Source organism: Nocardia asteroides, assembly GCA_019930625.1.
Lineage (GTDB): Bacteria > Actinomycetota > Actinomycetes > Mycobacteriales > Mycobacteriaceae > Nocardia > Nocardia sputi.
Genome location: CP082844.1, coordinates 3,708,082 through 3,725,845, shown reverse-complemented (window position 1 = coordinate 3,725,845; position 17,764 = coordinate 3,708,082). Strand labels below are relative to the sequence as shown.

At 69.9% G+C, this 17,764-nt stretch carries 17 protein-coding genes; 6 read left to right on the top strand and 11 right to left on the bottom strand.

All coding sequences use genetic code 11. The annotated features are described in order from the left end of the window. Positions 1–116 precede the first annotated feature (116 nt). Complete coding sequence (locus tag K8O92_17030; protein UAK29727.1) at positions 117–2,609, top strand: ABC transporter permease; 2,493 nt, start codon at positions 117–119, stop codon at positions 2,607–2,609. A 10-nt stretch (positions 2,610–2,619) separates the two neighbouring features. Here K8O92_17030 and K8O92_17025 read toward each other — a convergent pair whose 3' ends face one another. Further along, positions 2,620–4,404: a protein kinase gene (locus K8O92_17025; protein UAK29726.1), complete on the bottom strand. Its 1,785-nt coding sequence runs from the start codon at positions 4,402–4,404 to the stop codon at positions 2,620–2,622. Positions 4,405–4,670: 266 nt separating this feature from the next. Here K8O92_17025 and K8O92_17020 point away from each other — a divergent pair, with 266 nt between their 5' ends. Next, a complete protein-coding gene (locus tag K8O92_17020; GenBank protein UAK29725.1) occupies positions 4,671–5,576 on the top strand; it encodes a hypothetical protein in 906 nt (301 codons plus the stop codon). A gap of 6 nt (positions 5,577–5,582) precedes the next feature. On the opposite strand, the gene K8O92_17015 is transcribed toward K8O92_17020, so the two are convergent. Together K8O92_17015 and K8O92_17010 are read right to left on the bottom strand one after the other, a co-directional pair. After that, positions 5,583–6,248: a response regulator transcription factor gene (locus K8O92_17015; GenBank protein UAK29724.1), complete on the bottom strand. Its 666-nt coding sequence runs from the start codon at positions 6,246–6,248 to the stop codon at positions 5,583–5,585. Positions 6,249–6,326: 78 nt separating this feature from the next. After that, on the bottom strand, positions 6,327–7,574 hold the full coding sequence (locus K8O92_17010) for a sensor histidine kinase (protein ID UAK29723.1): 1,248 nt from the start codon (positions 7,572–7,574) through the stop codon (positions 6,327–6,329). A 168-nt stretch (positions 7,575–7,742) separates the two neighbouring features. Between K8O92_17010 and K8O92_17005 the strand changes: the two genes are divergently transcribed. Genes K8O92_17005 through K8O92_16995 form a run of 3 tightly spaced genes read left to right on the top strand, consistent with a single transcriptional unit; the run spans position 7,743 to position 10,424 of the window. After that, positions 7,743–8,534 carry a hypothetical protein gene (locus K8O92_17005; protein UAK29722.1) on the top strand — a complete coding sequence of 264 codons (792 nt, stop codon included), beginning with the start codon at positions 7,743–7,745 and terminating at the stop codon, positions 8,532–8,534. A gap of 20 nt (positions 8,535–8,554) precedes the next feature. Beyond that, on the top strand, positions 8,555–9,922 hold the full coding sequence (locus K8O92_17000) for an alpha/beta hydrolase (protein ID UAK35746.1): 1,368 nt from the start codon (positions 8,555–8,557) through the stop codon (positions 9,920–9,922). Positions 9,923–9,977: 55 nt separating this feature from the next. Then, positions 9,978–10,424, top strand: a complete 447-nt coding sequence (locus K8O92_16995) for an SRPBCC domain-containing protein (protein UAK29721.1) — start codon at positions 9,978–9,980, stop codon at positions 10,422–10,424. Positions 10,425–10,554: 130 nt separating this feature from the next. Here the strand turns inward: K8O92_16995 and gatA are convergent, their stop codons facing one another. Both gatA and gatC read right to left on the bottom strand, forming a co-directional pair. Then, positions 10,555–12,042 (bottom strand): Asp-tRNA(Asn)/Glu-tRNA(Gln) amidotransferase subunit GatA, encoded by a 1,488-nt coding sequence (gatA, locus tag K8O92_16990; protein ID UAK29720.1) that lies wholly within the window; start codon positions 12,040–12,042, stop codon positions 10,555–10,557. Beyond that, a complete protein-coding gene (gene gatC / locus K8O92_16985; GenBank protein UAK35745.1) occupies positions 12,039–12,338 on the bottom strand; it encodes an Asp-tRNA(Asn)/Glu-tRNA(Gln) amidotransferase subunit GatC in 300 nt (99 codons plus the stop codon). Before gatC ends, gatA begins: the two co-directional genes overlap by 4 nt. 315 nt (positions 12,339–12,653) lie before the next feature. Between gatC and K8O92_16980 the strand changes: the two genes are divergently transcribed. Then, a complete protein-coding gene (locus tag K8O92_16980; GenBank protein ID UAK29719.1) occupies positions 12,654–13,304 on the top strand; it encodes an amino acid-binding protein in 651 nt (216 codons plus the stop codon). Here K8O92_16980 and K8O92_16975 read toward each other — a convergent pair. From K8O92_16975 to K8O92_16950, 6 genes are all read right to left on the bottom strand, one after another. Beyond that, positions 13,268–13,855 (bottom strand): GNAT family N-acetyltransferase, encoded by a 588-nt coding sequence (locus tag K8O92_16975; protein UAK29718.1) that lies wholly within the window; start codon positions 13,853–13,855, stop codon positions 13,268–13,270. The genes K8O92_16980 and K8O92_16975 overlap by 37 nt on opposite strands. 31 nt (positions 13,856–13,886) lie before the next feature. Beyond that, a complete protein-coding gene (locus K8O92_16970) occupies positions 13,887–14,210 on the bottom strand; it encodes a hypothetical protein (protein ID UAK29717.1) in 324 nt (107 codons plus the stop codon). A 20-nt stretch (positions 14,211–14,230) separates the two neighbouring features. Then, complete coding sequence (locus K8O92_16965) at positions 14,231–15,475, bottom strand: ATP-binding protein (protein ID UAK29716.1); 1,245 nt, start codon at positions 15,473–15,475, stop codon at positions 14,231–14,233. Positions 15,476–15,559: 84 nt separating this feature from the next. Continuing rightward, positions 15,560–16,354, bottom strand: a complete 795-nt coding sequence (locus tag K8O92_16960) for a methyltransferase domain-containing protein (protein UAK29715.1) — start codon at positions 16,352–16,354, stop codon at positions 15,560–15,562. Between the two features lie 123 nt (positions 16,355–16,477). Further along, entirely contained in the window at positions 16,478–16,825 is a 348-nt protein-coding gene (locus K8O92_16955) for a DoxX family protein (GenBank protein ID UAK29714.1), read from the bottom strand. After that, positions 16,822–17,700 carry a hypothetical protein gene (locus K8O92_16950; protein UAK29713.1) on the bottom strand — a complete coding sequence of 293 codons (879 nt, stop codon included), beginning with the start codon at positions 17,698–17,700 and terminating at the stop codon, positions 16,822–16,824. Before K8O92_16950 ends, K8O92_16955 begins: the two co-directional genes overlap by 4 nt. Positions 17,701–17,764 lie beyond the last annotated feature (64 nt).

Here is a 17,764-nt window from a genome sequence, read left to right as displayed (position 1 = left end):
GCCCGCAGGCGGCAGCGAAGCGTAACCCCGCAGGGCCCCGCTCACGCGAACAACCAACACCACGTGAGCGGTCAGGCCCGCAGGCGGCAGCGAAGCGTGAGCATGGAGACCACCGCATGATCGGCGCCGCGTGGGATCGGCTGCGACTGTTCAATATCGGCGAGTTGCTCGCCCACCGCGGCCGCACCCTGATGTCGCTGGTGGTGATGGGTGTCTCGGCGTCGCTCCTGGTGGCGGTGCTCAGTATCTCCGGCTCGGTCACCGGCTCGGTGGACAAGCTGACCCGCGGCTTGGGCGGCAAGGCGCAGTTGGAGGTCAGTGGGATCACCGACGCCGGCTTCGACCAGCAATTGCTGCGGCGGATCGCGACCACACCGGGCGTCGCGGTGGCGGTGCCGATGCTGCGGGCGCAGATCGGCACCGGCGCCGACCGCGCGCTGCTGATCGGCGCCGACGCGAATATCGGGGCGCTGGGCAGTGAATTGACCGCCCCGATGGGCGCGTTCACGGGGAAGCTTCTCTCGGTGCCCAACGGGGTACTGGTGGGCACCGGGCTCGGCCGCGCCGAGGGCGAGCAGTTCACGCTGGGCGGTACGACCGTCACGGTCGCGGGCGTCCTCGACGAGGAGACTTCCCGGAAACTCAACGACGGGCATCTCATCGCCGCCCCCCTCGGGCTCGCGCAGAAGATTACCCATCGGGTGGGGCGGCTGGATTCCGTCCAGATCGTTCCGGCCGAGGGCGCCGACGCGGCGCAGGTGCGCGCGGCGCTCACCGAAGCGGTGGACGGGCGCGCGGTGGTGGCCGAGCCCAGTCTGCGCACCGCGCAGGCGGGCGGCGCGGTGCAGATCGTGCGTTACTCCACCACCATGGCTTCCGCCGCCGCGCTGATCGTCTCGGCGTTCCTCATCTACAACGCGATGAGCATGGCGATCGCCCAGCGCAGGCCGATGCTGTCGCTGTTACGCGCGATCGGCGGCAAACGCGGCCCGATGGTGCGTGACCTCTTGGCCGAGGCCGCGCTGCTCGGGGTGCTGGGCGGTGCGGTGGGCGCGGCGCTGGGGGTTTTCATGGGCAGTGTCGCGATCGGCACCCTGCCCACCGCGATCGTGCAGTCGGTGGAGGCGCGCACCGAATACTCGGTGCCCTGGTACGTGATTCCGTTCGCCGTCGTGGCGTGCGTGTTCACCAGTGTGCTCGCGGCGGCGCTGGCCGCCCGCCAGGTGTACAAGGTGCGGCCCATCGAGGCGCTCGTTCCGGTCGGTGCGGGCCGGTCCGATGCGGGAAGCCCGCTGCTGCGCTGGCTGGCCGTCGCGGTCGGCGGCGGGCTGGCCGGGGCCGCGGTGCTGATCGCGAGCAGCGATCTCGGCCGTTACTCGCTGACCGCCATCTCGATCTCTTTCATCGCCGCGATCCTGCTGTGTTTCGCCGCCACCGGTCCGATCGTGTGGGCCGCGGCCGGAATCGCACGCTGGTTCCGCGCTCCCGGCGCATTGGGCGCGACCACTCTGCAACGCTCGCCGCGTCGCGTGTGGGCCACGGCGATGACGGTGATGATCGGCGTCGGGGCCACCGTCGGCATGAGCGGCGCGTCGAGCAACATGATCGACTCGGCCACCGTGACTTTCACCGATCTCGCGCGCAACGACGCCTACATCAGTCCGGCGTCGATGGCGCAATTCCCCACCGGGCCGCTGCTGCCCGCGGATCTGGCGGGCAAGCTCGCGGCGGTGCCCGGCGTCGCGCATCTGAGCCCGGCGCAGATGGCCTTCGCCACGCTCGGCGGCAGTCGCGTAATGCTGCAGGGGTTTCCGCCGGATGCCCGCGAAACCCGCATGCGCATGCTCACCGACGATTCGGTCGCCCGGCTGTCGGCCGGGGAGGGCGTGGCGATCTCCCGCGACGTGGCTCGCTCACTCGGCGTCGGCGCGGGCGCGGAATTGACCTTGCCGACGCCGACCGGCCCGCGCACCGTGCGGGTGCTGCAGGTGATCCCGTACTTCTCCGCCATCGCGGGCGTGGTGATGATGGACTTGAATCTGATGCGCGACTGGTACGAGCGGCCCGGCGAGACGGTCATCGCCGTCGACTTCGAACCCGGCGCCGATCGCGCGGCGGTCCTCGCGGCGATCCGGCAGGTGGTGCCGCCGGAGTTGAACGTGGACACCGGCGCCGACACGGTGGTGGCCGCGTCGTCGAGCATCCGGCAGGGGATGGCGATGAGCAATGCCATTCTCTGGATCGTGGTGCTGGTCGCCACGGTGGCGTTGCTCAACACGTTGATGCTCTCGGTGCTGGAGCGACGCAGGGAACTCGGCGTGCTGCGTGCCATGGGCAGCGGGCGCAGATTCCTGATGCGTTCGGTGCTGGCCGAAGCCGCGGGCATCGGGCTCGTCGGCGCGGTACTGGGTTTGGCTCTCGGCGCGGCGGTGCAGTACCTGGCCACGGTGGCCATCGGACATGCCTTGACCATCGACGTCGTCTACCAGCCGAGCCCGATGTTGCTGGTCTACGGCTTGATCGCACTGGCGCTGGCGCTGCTCGGGTCGATCCCGCCCGCGCTGCGGGCGGCCCGGCTGCCCATCGTGGAGGCGCTCGCGGTCGACTGAACCGACCAGCTCACAACGGCAGTTCGGCGAACCAGGTCTTGAATTTCGCGGCGGTGATGCCGAATCCGGAGCTCGGCATGCTGTCGGTGAGCGTCACCGTGGCGAACAGCAGGTAGCTCGACCGGGCCGGGTCGTCGTCGAAATCGACGACCAGGAAACCGTCCGGCAATCCGCCGGACTTCTCCTGCCACCGGTAGGTCGAATACGCTGTGCCACCGTTGCGTTCGGTGGCCGCCGTGTTCGACGGCAGGTCTTGTACCGCGGCTCGGGCGTCCTGCGGCGACTTGAAGCCGATGAGGACGTAGTCGGGTTCGTCGATCGGCGTGCCCCAGCAGTTCCAGGCCGTCGCCCAGTTCGGGAAGTCGGGTACCCCGTTGCCGCTGGAGACCTTGCTGCCCGGCTTGGCCGTACCGAGGAAGCAGGTCTTGCCGCGATAACCCGGCCCGGAGCCGACACCGTATTTCGTGTCGACCCCCTGCGGCAGCAATTCCGGGAACGCCTTGGCGAGCTTGTCCGCGTCGGACGGCCCCGCGGGCGTCTTGGTGCCGAGGTCGAGCGGCGACGCGGAGTCCGAGAATCCGACCTTCGCGACGACGATGCCGCCTCCGACGAGCAGTGCCACGATCACCAGGACGATCGTCACGATCAGCCCCGTATTGGAGCGACCTTGCGACGGATAGCCCGGCGGCTGGGACGGATAACCCATTGGTCCGGGGGGTGCGGAATACGGGGGCGGCGCCGTGTAATTCGGCTGGGAAGCGGGCGCGGCGTAATTGTCGGACGAGGGAAAGTGCTGTCCGCCGGTCGGGTTCGGGTTGTACTGCGGCGGCGCCGTGTAGCTCGGGGCGGCCCCCGCGGGAACGTAGATCGGCGGACTCGCCTCCGGCGCCGGATGAGCCGGTTGCGCGAGGACGGTTGGCGCGGGCTGCGGCTGGTACTGGGCGGCCACCACGGTCGGGGCGGGCTCGGTGAGCGCCCGACGGGCCGCCGCGGCGAATTCGGCGCAGGAGGCGAAACGGTCGTCCGGTCGCTTCGCCATGGCCCTGGCGATCACCGCGTCGAGCGCGGGTGACAAACCGGCGCGGCGGGCCGCGACGGAGGGCGGCGGCAACTGGAGATGCCCGCGAATGATGTCGGCCGGAGCCGGGGCGTCGAATGGGGCGATGCCGGTGAGCAACCAGTACAGCGCGCAGGCCAGCGAGTACTGGTCGGAGCGGTGATCGAGGTGCGCACCGGTCATCTGCTCCGGCGAGGCGTAGGCCAGCGTCGCGGTGAACATGCCGGTCTGGGTCAGATGGGTGGAATCCTCGCGCAGGCGGGCGATGCCGAAATCGGTGAGGAAGACCCGCTCGCCATGGCCGCCCATCGCGCGGGCCAGCATGATGTTCGCGGGCTTGACGTCCCGGTGCAGCACTCCCATCCCGTGCGCGTAATCCAGTGCGGCCGCGACGCCCTCGATGATCTGCACGGCGCGATCCGGCGGCAGGCTCTGCGGATTCACCGTCGCCGCGTCGATGCCGTCGACGTACTGCATGGAGATCCACAGTTGTTCGTCCTCGGCGCCGCGGTCGTACACCGCGACGATGTTCGGATGGTCCAACTGGGCCGCCAGGTCCGCCTCCCGCTCGAACCGGGCGCGGACCTCCACGTCGGTGAACAGCTCCCGGTTGAGCAGCTTGAGCGCGGTCTGCCGCGGCAGTCTGGGGTGACGGGCGAGATACACCGACCCCATGCCGCCCTGGCCGAGCAGCTTCTCTATGGTGAACCCGGCGAACACCGCACCGCTGTCGAGCAACACGCCCCCTTCAGGTGACCGCGGCGACCGGACATCACGTCCGGGCGCTTTCCTATCGATCACGGAGCCTACCGGGTGACCCCGTGGCCACGGGGTTTCGAATTCTCCGGGAAGATCCGCAAAACTATGTCCGAGATATCGTGCCGGCGACACCGTCGCGTGCCGCGGCGATGTCTCTCGTCCGGTCACCGACCGGACGAGCCCGATGAGCTATTTTGCACCGCCGAAGAACAGCGCGACGCGCCACTGGTGGTGGGGAGGACTCGGTGGTGAGGTCGACGAGATCCGCTTCGACGCGTCGTTCGGGGCTACGCGCCGTGGCGATGGTGGTGCTGCTCACACTGACCTCGTGCGCGCTGTTTCCCGGCGAGCGCACCGCCACCGAAGCGCCGCCGGTGGTCGTCGACACCGTGGGAGCCTGGCGGCCGAACCTCACGGTGTCCGTTCCCGACTCGCTGGCCGCGGACTTCACCCAGTTGCAACCGCGGCTGGGCGGACAGGTCGGCATGGCCATCATGCCCGTGGGCGGTGGCCGGATGACCGTCTTCGGCGACTGGGTCAGCGGCATCGCGTGGTCCACCATGAAGGTGCCGCTCGCGATCGCGGCGCTGCGTCACGATTCCCAGGAGGAGATCCGCCACGAGGTGGAGGCCGCCATCACCTGGTCGGACAACGACGCCGCCGAGGCGCTGTGGCAGTCGCTCGGCGACGGGCTGGAAGCGGCCAAGGCGGTCCAGGACGTGATCGATGAGGCGGGCGACGCCACGACCGGTGTGGCGGGCCCGCGCACCACACTGGACTACACCTCCTTCGGCGGCACCGAATGGACACTGGCCAATCAGGTCCGCTTCGCCTCCCAGCTGCCGTGCCTGCCCGAATCGTTCCACGTCACCGAGCTGATGACGGAGATCACACCCGAACAGGCGTGGGGTCTGGGCGTGCTCGAGGGCACCGCTTTCAAGGGCGGCTGGGGCCCGGACGACGAGACCGGCGTCTACACCGTCCGCCAGTTCGGGCTGGTGCCGGTCCGGTCCGGCATGATCGCCGTGGCGCTCGCGGCGCAGGCCGATTCCGGTACCTTCGAGGACTCCACCGCCATCCTGAGCCGGATGGCGCAGCTGCTCGGGCGTCATCTGGACGAACTGCGCGGCGGCTCCTGCGCGCCACTGTGAGCCGGATCAGCCCGGCGTGACCAGGCCGGTCTCGTAGGCCAAGACCACCGCCTGGGCTCGATCGCGCAGATTGAGCTTGGAGAAGACCTTGGAGACATGGGTTTTCACGGTCTGTTCGGCCACGAAGAGGCTTTCGGCGATCTCGCTGTTCGACATGCCTTTCGCGATCAGTTCGAGCACTTCCCGCTCGCGGGGAGTCAGCGCGGACAGCTGCGGCGCCGGCTTGGCGCGGGCGGCGCTGCGGCGGCGGGTGACGTCGGCGATGAGCCTGCGCGTGACCGTCGGCGCGAGCAGCGCCTGACCGTCTGCGACCACCCGCACCGCGCGCACCAATTCCTCGGCGGGCGCGTCCTTGAGCAGGAAACCGCTGGCGCCGAGGCTCAGCGCCTCGTAGACGTAGTCGTCGATGTCGAAGGTGGTGAGCATCAGCACGCGGACCGGCGGGTCGAACCCGGCGGCCAGGATGGCGCGGGCCGCGTCCAGCCCGTTCATCTCCGGCATGCGCACATCCATCAGCACGACATCCGGGCGCAGCCGCTTCGCCTCTGCCACCGCGACTTTTCCGTCCGCCGCGTCGCCCACAACGCTGATATCCGGCTGGGCCGCGAGCAGCGCCCCGAAACCCTGACGGACCATCGCCTGGTCGTCGGCGATCAACACGGTAATTGACACCCGCTCACCATAATTGCCCAGCGCGTGCTCGCGCTGCGCCCGTATCTCCCGCGGCCGCCGTGTGCGGAACCTGCGCCGTCAGGGGTTCGGGACTCGAGGTGCCGGTTCGGCGGGCACGGATGCGGCCGCCCCGACGAGTTCCGCGACGCTGTCGGGCGCGGTGAGCGGGAAGCGCGCGTGGACGTGGAAGCCACCGTCGTCGCGCGGGCCCGCCGTGACCTCGCCGCCGACGGCGAGCGCTCGGGCCTGCATACCCGCGATGCCGTGTCCGCCGTTGCCGACCGGCCGGGCAGGGGTGGCTCCCGGCTCGTTCTCGACGCTGAGCAGCAGATCCGCACCGCGCGCGATGCGCACTTCGACAGGGGAGCCGGGTGCGTGCCGGGACGCGTTGGACAGCGATTCCTGGGCGATGCGGTAGAGGGCGAGGCCGGTGGTCTCCGGGATCGTGTCCAGCGAGCCGTCGACGGTCCACTCGATGCGGACACCGGCCCGCCGCGCGCCCTCGAACAGGCCGATGACATCGGCCGCCTTCGGCTGGGGCGCGTGCTCGGGCAACTGGCCGTCGCTACGCAGGACGCCCAGCATGCCGCGGATCTCGTTGAGCGCTTCGCGCGCCGTGGCGCCGATGGACTCGAACTCGGCGCGAGCGGCCGGGGTGACCCCCTCGACGCGGTACGGCGCGGTCTGCGCCTGCACTACCACCAGGGACATGTGATGGGCGACCACGTCGTGCAGGTCGCGAGCGATGCGCGCCTTCTCCTCCAGGATGGCCCGGCGGGCCCGCTCGAGTTCGTTCTCCTCTTCCTGGCGCACCAGCTGTCGACGCGACAGCGCCAGCCAGCGCACGAGCAGCCCGAACAGCACCAGCGCCGCCAGCGCGACCGGCCAGCCCCACGCGGCGCTCGCCAACGCCTCTCCTTCACCGGGCATGGTGGCCGCGAACAGCAGCGCCGTCGCACCCCAGGCCACCGCCACGATCTGTCCCGGCGCGCGCAGCGCCACCGCGAACAGCAGCACCAGCAGGCTCAGCACGTGCACGACCTGGAACGGCAGGTCGTTGTTCGGTTGATGTGGGATAGCCAGCGCGATCACCAGCCCGGAACCCGCCGAGATGGCCCAGCCCAACGCCGGGTTGATCCGCACCAGCAGCACCGGGAACGCGGCCAGCGCCGCGATGAACGGCTGTGCCGCGGCGGGCACCGCGTGGGTCAGATGCAGGGTGGGCCAAGCCACCGTGTACCAGATCAGCGCGAGCAGCACCGTGCCGAGGTCGAACCAGGTCCGCGCGTCCAGCCGTCGCGTCCAGGCGCGATCTTCTCGGTTCATGCCTATGACACTAGGAACTCGCGGCTCGCGGGGGCCTCATACCCACGGGTGATTTCCGGCCCGATACCCCGGTGCCAGACCCGCGCGACGGCTCCCCCGGCGGCACGGCACGGGAAACCTCCCCGGGCGTGAGGCGGTCGCGGGAGACAGGTCCCTAACGTCGTCGCCATGAGGACACCGACCAGCGCCGGGCCCGAGACCCGGTACGCTTCGGCCGCAGGAGCCCGAACCCATTCCGCCCCAACCCTTTCCGTCACAGAACACCCGAGACGCTACGCGGCGCTCACCGCGGCGGCGTTGACCACCGTGGCGGCGACGGTATTCCTCGCACCCACCCCGCACGCCGCCGCGGCGGCCCCGATCGAGAGCGCACAGGTCGGCGCCGCCGTCGCCGAACTGGCCGCGGGCGGCGCGGGCGTGCTCGGCGCCATCCCGGCGGACTTCGTCGCGTCGTTCGGCTACCGGCCGAGCACGATGGACGGCCTCGTGGTCAATCCGCGCGGCGACTGCTCGTCCCCGGTGACGCTGCCCGCCGAGTTCGATACCGCGTGCAAGGCCCATGACCTCGGCTACGACCTGCTGCGCTACGCCGACCGGCGCGGCGAACCGCTGGGACCGTGGGCGCGGCAGGCCCTCGACGCGACCTTGGACCGGGAGATGCACCGAGCCTGTGCCAACCGCGTCGAGGCGTTCTCCCGCGCCCGCTGCGATGCGATGGCATCGGTCGCGAAGACCGCCGTCGACCTGAACTCGCGGCGGCAGGACTACGGCGCGCCGGTGGTCGAACCCCTGCTCGGCACCGCGCATGCCGATTCGGCGGCGACCTGGAAGCTGCTCGGCGTGCTCGGCGCCGGAATCGCGGGGCTCACCGCGGTTCTCGTCCTGCGCAATCGGCGGCGCGAGCCCGCACTGGCGGACCGCTTGCCGAACGACGCCTACGCGACAGCGGTGCCACGATGACATCGAGCGTGACGGCCTTCATGAACCGCCGTCCCCGGGTTGCCGTCATCCTGTGGCGAGTGACGCCGCCACGGATCGGTACGACGCTCGGCGTCGGGGCAGGCGCACTGGCGTCCTCGGCCCCGGGACTGCTGCCGCGTACGCCCAGCGCACAAGCCGTGCTGACCGGGCTCCTCGCGGCGCTCGCGCTCGGCGCGGCCGGCGTGCTGCGCATCCTCCTGCGCCGCTGGGATTTCGACATCGACCAACGGCAGGCGTGGGTGCGGTGGCCGCTGCTGATCGCGACGTCGGTATCGGTGGTGGGCGCCGCGGCGAACGCGGGGCACTGGCAGAACCGGCTGCGTGCGGCGATGGGCATACCGCCGATCGGAACGGACTACTGGGTGCGATGGGCGCTCGGGGCGGCGTTGATCATCGGGTTATTCGCCTGCGCCACCCGCTCGGTCGCTTGGGCATGGGGCAAGCTGGGCTGGGCGCGGGGAATCTCGCTGGCCGCCGTCGTGGGGGTCCTGCTGTATGTCGTCGGCGTGCCCGCGATGGTCGGATGGCGGGAATCGGTGTACGCGAAGGCCAATGCCGAACTCGATCCCGCTCTGGTGCGCCCGGTTTCGCACACGGGGTCCGGTAGCTCGGAATCCGCGGTGAGCTGGGCGTCGCTGGGCGCCGAGGGACGGAAGTTCGTCAGCGGCGCATCGGTGCGGGCCGTGCGCGTCTACGTCGGGGTGGCCTCGGCGCCGGACTTGAACAGCCGCGTCGCGCTGGCGATTCGGGAACTGGAACGGTCGGGCGGCTTCACGCGCTCCCACCTGGTGGTCACGGTGCCCACCGGCTCGGGCTGGATCGACGCGAACGCCGTAGCGGGTTTCGATCAGCGCTTCGACGGTGACGTGGCGCTGGTCGGGCTGCAGTACTCCTATGCCCCGAGCTGGGCGACGTTCGTGTTCGGTCGCGACGCGGCGGTGACGGCCGCACGCACGCTGTTCACCGCCGTGGAAGACCACGTTCGAGGGCTGCCGCACAAGCCGAAGCTGTACCTGTACGGGCAGAGCCTGGGCGCTCTCGGCGGCAATGCCGTCTTTTCCGACGACGCCGAGCAGGACCGCCGGACCTGCGCGGCCCTCTGGGCCGGTCCGCCCGCCAACCAGGTCCACCGCGGCGGCGCGACGGTGCTGGCCAACAGCTCCGACCCGGTGATCCACTGGTCGCTCTCCCAGCTGTGGCGCGCGCCCGACCTGGCCGGGACCCGCGTCGACGCTCCGGTCCCCCAATGGCTTCCGGTGGTCAGCTTCGCGCAGACCACCGCCGACCTGCTCGCCGCATTGAACGCTCCGCCGGGCCACGGCCACCGTTACGGCACGGACCAGGGCACCGCCATGGGTTCCTGCTGAACCGTTCGGCGCGGCGCCCGCGCGGAGCCGTCATAGAACATGTTCTAATTTCCGCATGGCCTTCGTCATCGACCTCACCGCCGACATCGACGCTCCCGCCGAACTGGTGTGGCAGGTGATCACCGACTTCCCGCGCTACGGCGAGTGGAATCCGTTCGTCACGGAGTGCAGCAGTTCGCTGGTGCCCGGCGAGCCGATCGACATGCTCGTGCGCCTCTCCGGTTCGCGCCCGCGCAAGCAGCGCGAATGGATTCGCTCGCACACACCCGGCCGCGAACTCAGCTACTCGATGAAGCCGGTCCCCCCTGGCGCCCTGCGCAGCCTGCGCTCGCACACCGTGACGCCGCTCGGGGACGACCGCACCCGCTACGAGTCGCATTTCGAACTCGGCGGATGGCTGCATCCCGTGGTCGTGGCCCTGCTCGGCAAGAATTTGCGGCGCGGCTTCCAAGGCATGACCGACGGCATCCAGAAGCAGGCGGAGTCGCTGCGAGCCTCGTGAGCGAACCGGGCAGCGACGGCAGCCCGCCCGGTCAGGCGCGAAGTAGGCCGGTGCGGCGTCCAGTGCAACCGCTCGATTCCGCGCAGTCCGTGTCACCGGTGCGAGGAACCGAGCGGCTCCGAGAGCAACATCAGGCGATGGGTCCGCGGGCTGCCTCGTAGGCCGCGCCCACCCGGTAGAGGCGGTCGTCGGCGAGGGCGGGAGCCATGATCTGGAGACCGACGGGCATGCCGTCGTCCTCGCTCAGACCGGACGGGACCGACATGGCGGGGTGGCCGGCCAGATTGGTCGGCAGGGTGCACAGGTCCGACAGGTACATGGCCAGCGGATCGTCGACCTTCTCGCCCAGCTTCCACGGAGTGAACGGGCTCGTCGGCGAGACGAGTACGTCGACCTGCTCGTAGGCGTTGTCGAAATCGCGGGCGATGAGCGTGCGCACCTTGAGGGCCTGACCGTAGTAGGCGTCGTAGTAGCCCGCCGACAGCGCGTAGGTGCCGATCATGATGCGGCGCTTGACCTCGGGGCCGAACCCGGCCGCACGGGTGGCCGCCATGACCTGCTCGGCGCTGTGCTGCCCGTCGTCGGCGACGCGCAGGCCGTAGCGCATGGCATCGAAGCGCGCCAGGTTGGACGACACCTCCGACGGCATCACCAGGTAGTAGGACGACAGCGCGTATTCGAAGTGCGGGCAGGACACTTCGACCACCTCGGCGCCGAGATCCTTCAGCACCGCCACGGCGGCGTCGAAGGAGGCGAGCACGCCGGGCTGGTAGCTGTCGGAGTGCAGTTCCTTCACCACGCCGATTCTGACCCCGCGCAGATCGCCTTGCGCCCCCGCTCGCGCGGCCGCCACAACCGGTGGCACCGGCACGTCCCGTGAGGTGGAATCGCGCGGGTCGTAGCCGGCGATCACCTCGTGCAGCAGTGCGGTGTCCAGCACCGTGCGGCCGCACGGACCGCCCTGATCCAGCGACGACGCGCAGGCGACCAGGCCGAAGCGCGACACCGTGCCGTAGGTGGGCTTGGTGCCGACGGTGGCGGTGACGGCCGCGGGCTGGCGGATCGAGCCGCCGGTGTCGGTGCCGATGGCCAGCGGCGCCTGGTTCGAAGCCAGCGCGGCCGCCGAACCGCCGCCCGAGCCGCCCGGGATGCGGGTGACGTCCCACGGGTTGCGGGTCGGGCCGTAGGCGGAGTTCTCGGTGGAGGAGCCCATGGCGAACTCGTCCATGTTGGTCTTGCCGAGGATCGGGATGCCCGCTTCGCGCAGCCGCCTGGTGACCGTCGCGTCGTAGGGCGACACCCAGCCTTCGAGGATCTTCGACGCGCAGGTGGTCGGCATGTCCGTGGTGGTGAAAACGTCTTTGAGCGCCAACGGAACTCCGGCCAGCGGCGAGGCGGGCTCGGCGCCCGAGCCGATCGCGGCGTCCACCGCGGCCGCGGCCTCGAGCGCCCGCTCTCCCGCGACGTGCAGGAAGGCGTGGTACTCGCCGTCGACCTCGGCGATGCGATCCAGGTGCGCCTGGGTGACCTCCACCGAGGACAGTTCGCGGCCGTGGATCTTGTCGGCCAGCTCGGCCGCCGACAGCGTGGTCAGGTCCGGCCCGGCCGTCGCGCTCATTCGGCTTCTCCCAGGATCTGCGGGACCATGAACCGCTGTTCGTCCACCGCGGGGGCCGCGGCCAGCGCCTCACGCGGGGTCAGGCCCGGCACCACCTCGTCGGGCCGGGTCACATTGGTCGCCGGATTCGGCGAGGCCGTGGCCGGGACGTCGGCGGCGGCGACCTCGGAGATGGTCCGCACGTGGCTCAGGATCGAATCCAGCTGTCCGGCGAACTGATCCAGTTCCGCGTCGGACAGCGCGAGCCGGGACAGCCGGGCGAGGTGTGCGACCTCGTCACGGGAGATGGCGGGCACCGCGGGACCCCTTTCGGCTTCGTTATCAACTGTGCTCAACGCACACAGCCTAGCCACCGGCGACCACGTCACCACCCGGCACCCGTGCTTCGTCGGCACGGCGGCGCGACCGTCGCCCAGCGTGTCTCCGGCAACCCCCGCTCAGCCGCGACACGACGTCGCCGGATAGCACGACACGCCGCCGCGGCGCGAATTTGCCGAGTGGCGTACGTCACTGGACGGGCTTCGACTCGATAACCGGCCGTAAGGGGTGTAAGTATTGCGTCACCCGGGTATCCGTTCAGAGCCTCGGCCGCTCTAAGAAAGGAAACGCACGTGTCGTATCTGCTCCGCGTGCAACTTCCGGATCGACCGGGAAGCCTGGGTGCTCTCGCCCTCGCACTCGGCTCCGTCGGAGCCGACATCCTCTCGCTGGATGTGGTCGAGCGCGGCGCGGGGTACGCCGTCGACGACCTGGTCGTCGAGGTCCCCTCCGGCGCACTCCCCGATACTCTCATCACCGCCGCCGAATCGATCGGCGACGTGCACGTGGACTCGATCCGCCCGTATTCCGGCGTGCTCGACACCCACCGCGAACTCGAGCTCATCGATCAGGTGGCCAGCGCCCGCGACGACCGGATGCAGGTGCTGGTGGACGGCGTGCCGCGAGTACTGCGGGTCGGCTGGAGCACGATCATCGACGTCGGGCCGCAGGGAGCCTACCGGGTGGTCGGCAGCCCGAGCGCGCCACAGACACAGGCGGGTTCGGCGCCGTGGATGCCGCTGGAGAAACCCACCGTGCTCGATCCCGAAGCCGACTGGGTGCCGGAGATCTGGCGCGACATGGATACCAAACTGGCCGCCGCTCCGCTCGGCAACTCCGGGAAGGTGCTGCTGCTCGGCCGCCCGGGCGGCCCCGACTTCCGGCCCTCCGAGGTGGCCCGGCTCGGTTATCTCTCGGGAATCGTCGCCACCGTTCTCGGCTGATCCCAGCCTCGCGGCCGCACTCGATCGGCCTGAATCGCTCCCGCCGAGTCCACCGGCAGCCGTAGGACGTGCAGCGGGTCACCCACAGTGGTGTGCCAGTCCCGGCTCGGGACAGGGCGGAAGCCGAAGCGGTCGTAGATCCGACGGGCGTGGGCCATGGCGGGCATGGTCGTCAACGCGACGGCGGCGAAGCCTTCCGCTCGGGCCGTATCGATCACACTGCGCACCAACGCGGTTCCGGCCCCGAGGCCGCGCGCCGATCGCGCGACCGCGAGCATCCTGAACTCCAACTCGTCCGGCAGCGCGGTCTCCGCATAAGGCGTGCCGGGACGCGCGACGGTGAGCGAGCCGACGACTCGATCGGCATGGACGGCGACGAGGACCCGGGCGGAGGTCGCGCGCCGGGCGGTATCGGCCAGTTCGTGCACGTACGGGCTGTCCGGCCGCACGTACCCTTCGCCGACGTAGACCTCCACGGTCAGCTCGCCTACCGCCTCGTAATCCTGCGGCCGCGCCGTGCGGACGACGACCTCGGTGTCATATACATCCATATCCGGCATGATGCCATCGGCCGTGGCGTCCTCAGCCGGGCCGGGAGATCTGCCAGCGGTCGGGCTTGCCCGCCGGATAGACGACGGTGAGCAGATCGCCGGTCGCCGGCCAGGACTTCGTGTCCCAGACGAAGCGGCCGTACACGACCTTGCCGGGGACCGAAGGACCGGTCAGCTTCCCCGTGATGGTCACGTACTGCTCACCGGGAGCGTCCGGCGGCGGGCTCACGCCGGTGATGTACAGCGTCCCCTCCTCCGGGTTCGCCGGCTGATAGCCCCGCCTGCCGCGGATCACGAAGACGATCAGCGAGACCAGCACCGCGGTCAGGATCAGCAGCGAGGCGAACTCCAGCATGCCCCCATGCTAGGTGCGCCTCATACGGGCGCGAGCTCGCTGGTGCCCTGATCGGTGCGCCGCACCTGCCAGACCGAGGAGCGGGTGCGTTGCGAACGTCCGTTGCCCCGATCGATCAGCATCCGGTTGTCGGTGGTGAAAATCAATTGCGCGCCACGGGCATTCGTCTCCGGATTCTGGAACAGCTGGATCAACCGGTCGGTCTCCTCGGCGGGCAGGCGCGCGCCGATGTCGTCGACCGCGAGGACGCGGCCCGCGTCCAGCGCGTCGAGCATGGCGGGCAGGACCCGCAGCAACGAGAGGGTGGCGCTGGACTCGTCGCCGATCTCGAACGGGTTGTCGATGCCGTCGTGCACCAAGCGCAGGCCCACGCCGCGCCGGGCCACCATCCGCGCGTACAGGGCGTCACGCGCCGCCTTCATGTTGGTCAGCTCCCGCTCGAGCAGCACGACGGTGAGGCCGCTCTCGCGCAGCAACTGGTCGCCGTAGCCCGGCGAGGTGGCGCACAGGTCGATCTGCTTGCCGAGGCCGGCGATGTCGGCGTCCAGTTCGCGCAGGTAGTCGGCGTACATCGGGTCGTGCTCGGCGAGCAGCAGGTCGGTGATGCCCAGCTCGGCCGTGCGCAACAACATCAGCAGCCGGGCCGCGTTGTCCGGTGACCGGGAGATGTGGCTGCCCACCCGGTGGGCGATGGCGTCGGGTTCGACCGGACCGCGCTGCACCTCGAGCATGGACTCGAACCATCGATACGCGGGCACGAGCGCGTCGGAGTACATCTGGCCCGCGAGGCTGAGCAGCAGGGCGTTCGGACGCACCAGCGGAGCCAGCGCGGTGATCCCGTAGCGCGCTGCCTCGAACATCGGGCCGACCTTGATCTGTTCCCCGCTGCGCTCGAACACGATTCGCTTGCGCGAGCGCGGGTGGGTGTGCAGCCATTCGGCGGTCACGTCGGCGTTGTCCAACCGGAACCCGTAGGTGTAGGGCACGCCCTCGGCGACGAACGCCGCCACGAATTCCGAAGGGCGCTCCGGAAATCCGAGATGCGGCGCCCGCACCGGACCCGCGTACGGGTCCCACCCGGTCACCGAATGCAGCACCGCGTCGCGCATGTGCCCGAGCGCATCGATCAGGTTCGTCTTGCCCGCCGCGGCGCCGCCGTGAACGGCGGTCACCGGCACGGCCACCGGCCCGCTTCCCTTGGTGAGCCGCAACTCCTGCTCGTCGGCCAGCGATCTGTGGTTGGTCACCTGAAAACTGCGCAGCATGCCGCCATACTTCCGTCTGCGCCGCGGTGGGGCGACATCAGCCCGGTGACACCCGCGATCCGCGCCGAGCGCGCACGCCGTTTCCTACCGGCTCGCCCGCAGCAGTGGATGCCGCTGATAAGTGGTGGTCACGGAGGTGATCGGCGGGTCGAGGGCGGCGTCGGTGCGATGCGCGACGGCGCGCACATAACCGAGATACCTGCCCTCGTCCTGTTCGAGCGCGCGGATCTCGACCGTGTTCTCCGGCGCGACCGCGTACTGCCAGTCCAGCCAGCGCAGCCAGCCTTCGGACATGGTGTCGGCGGTGTCGACGTCGAGGACGCCGCTGCGCCGCCAGTGCCGCTGCCACCAGGACGCCGAATGCAGGCAAGCCATGCTCGGCTCCCACCAGGGCCGCAGATGATCGGGAAGCGGTCCGTCGATCTCACGCGTCAGACCCGCGCCCGCGATCGCGATCGCCCCGCCGGGCCGGACGTAGGCGGCCAGATAATTGGCATAGAGGTCGTCGGTGCCGTAGTAGACGAACGAATCGATGCTCACTATGGCGTCGAAGAACTCCCCGGCGAACGGTAAGGCACGCGCGTCGGCGCGGATCGCGAACACGTCGTCCGATACGCCCGCGTCGCGGAAGCGGGCCGCGCGTTCGTCGGGGCCGAACCACAGATCCGCCGCCCACACTTGAACGCCGAACTCCCGGTGCAGAAACACCGATGACGCGCCTCGCCCGCATCCAAGATCCAGCACCCGCATGCCGGGCCGGAGGTCGAGGGCTTCTGTCAGCCATTCGGTGAGCCACAGGGGGTTGGCTCCACCGCTGACGCCCGACCGCACCCAGTCCGGGTGATAGGCGTTCGAGCGCGGGAAATTGTCGTTGAGCACGTTTGATGTCCTTAGTGGTTGAGGCCGTTCCGGCGTGGTCGACACTCGGCTCGACAGTCCGGCAGCGGCGAGTCGCGGTGCCTGCCGAGGTGGCAACGTACCGCGCGGATGCGCACGCAAGGTTCAAAAGCCGACCGCCGAGAGCGCCAGGACCACGACCGAGAACAGAAGGAATACGACCGGCGCGGCGATATCGCGCTGCCGCATGCGCAGATGCATCCCGATCGCCGCACAGAAGTAGACGACCAGCCCGATGGCGGCGGCTACCGCCAGTGGCCGCCACCAGAGCCCGAAGGCCAACCCGAAGGCCGCGGCGAGCTCGACCACCCCCAGCATCCACATCCGCCGCACCGGAAAGCCGACCGCGGCGACGATGCCGACGAGCTTCGGCTGACGCGCGAGGGTCGCCACCCCGGAACCGGCCACGGCGCACCCCGGCACACCCGCGACAAGCGCTGTCACCACGTTCATTTCAGCTCCTGAGTCTGTCGAGCACGGCTACCGGCGGCGGCCAGCACCGCCACGCCGAGAGCAAAGGGAACCAGCGTCGCCATGAACGGGATGCTGGTGACGAACGCGACGGTCGCGGGAACCTCGTCGACCGACCGCGGCATGACGACGGCGAGCACGGCACCGGCCGACAAGGTGGCCGCCAGCCCGTAGCCGATGCGAGTGAGGACCAGTCCCGCGTGCCGAATCACCGATGATTCCGTTGCCACCACCCGTGCCAGAGCCGCTGCCGCCAGGTACGCGGTGAGGATGTATGCGATCTGCACCAGATCCAGCCAGACCAGCGTGTAACCGACGAAGTCCGCGGGGCCTTCCAGGCCGCGCAGGTATCGGGCGGCCATCCAGTGTGTTTCCTCGACCGCGAGTTGCTGCTGGCCGGCGCCCGTGAGCACGATCGCGAATCGAGCCAGGAGGTTCATGCAGAACCCGCAGGTGCCGATCGCCAGTAGCACCACCGCGGGCACCGCCGTGTGTATCGAAGCAGAGCGCCGATGCCGCAGCAGCAGTCCGGCAGCGCCGGTCAGCAGCGCCACGGACATGACGAGCAGCGCGGCGGTGTTCACCATCATCGACGAGGTGTGGCGGGCCGTGGGACCGCCGGTGAACCCGCAGACAGCGAACAAGCCGATCCCTGCCAGCACGAACGTCGTCGCGGCACACTCCGCGGCCGGTGCGAGGCGCCGCACGAGCACCACCGCGCCCAGCACATAGATCGCGTCCGAGAGCACGAACACCGGTGTGGTCACCAAGTGCTCGGAGTGGGCCATGACGAGGACGAGCCCCGTCGGCCAGAGGGCGAGCAGACCGTAGCCGGCTCTTCGTACGGACGGGTCCATCCCTTTGTCTCCATTTCATCGAACAGTATGTCTTGTCGAATAGTGAGCTTTAGTCGGACAGACT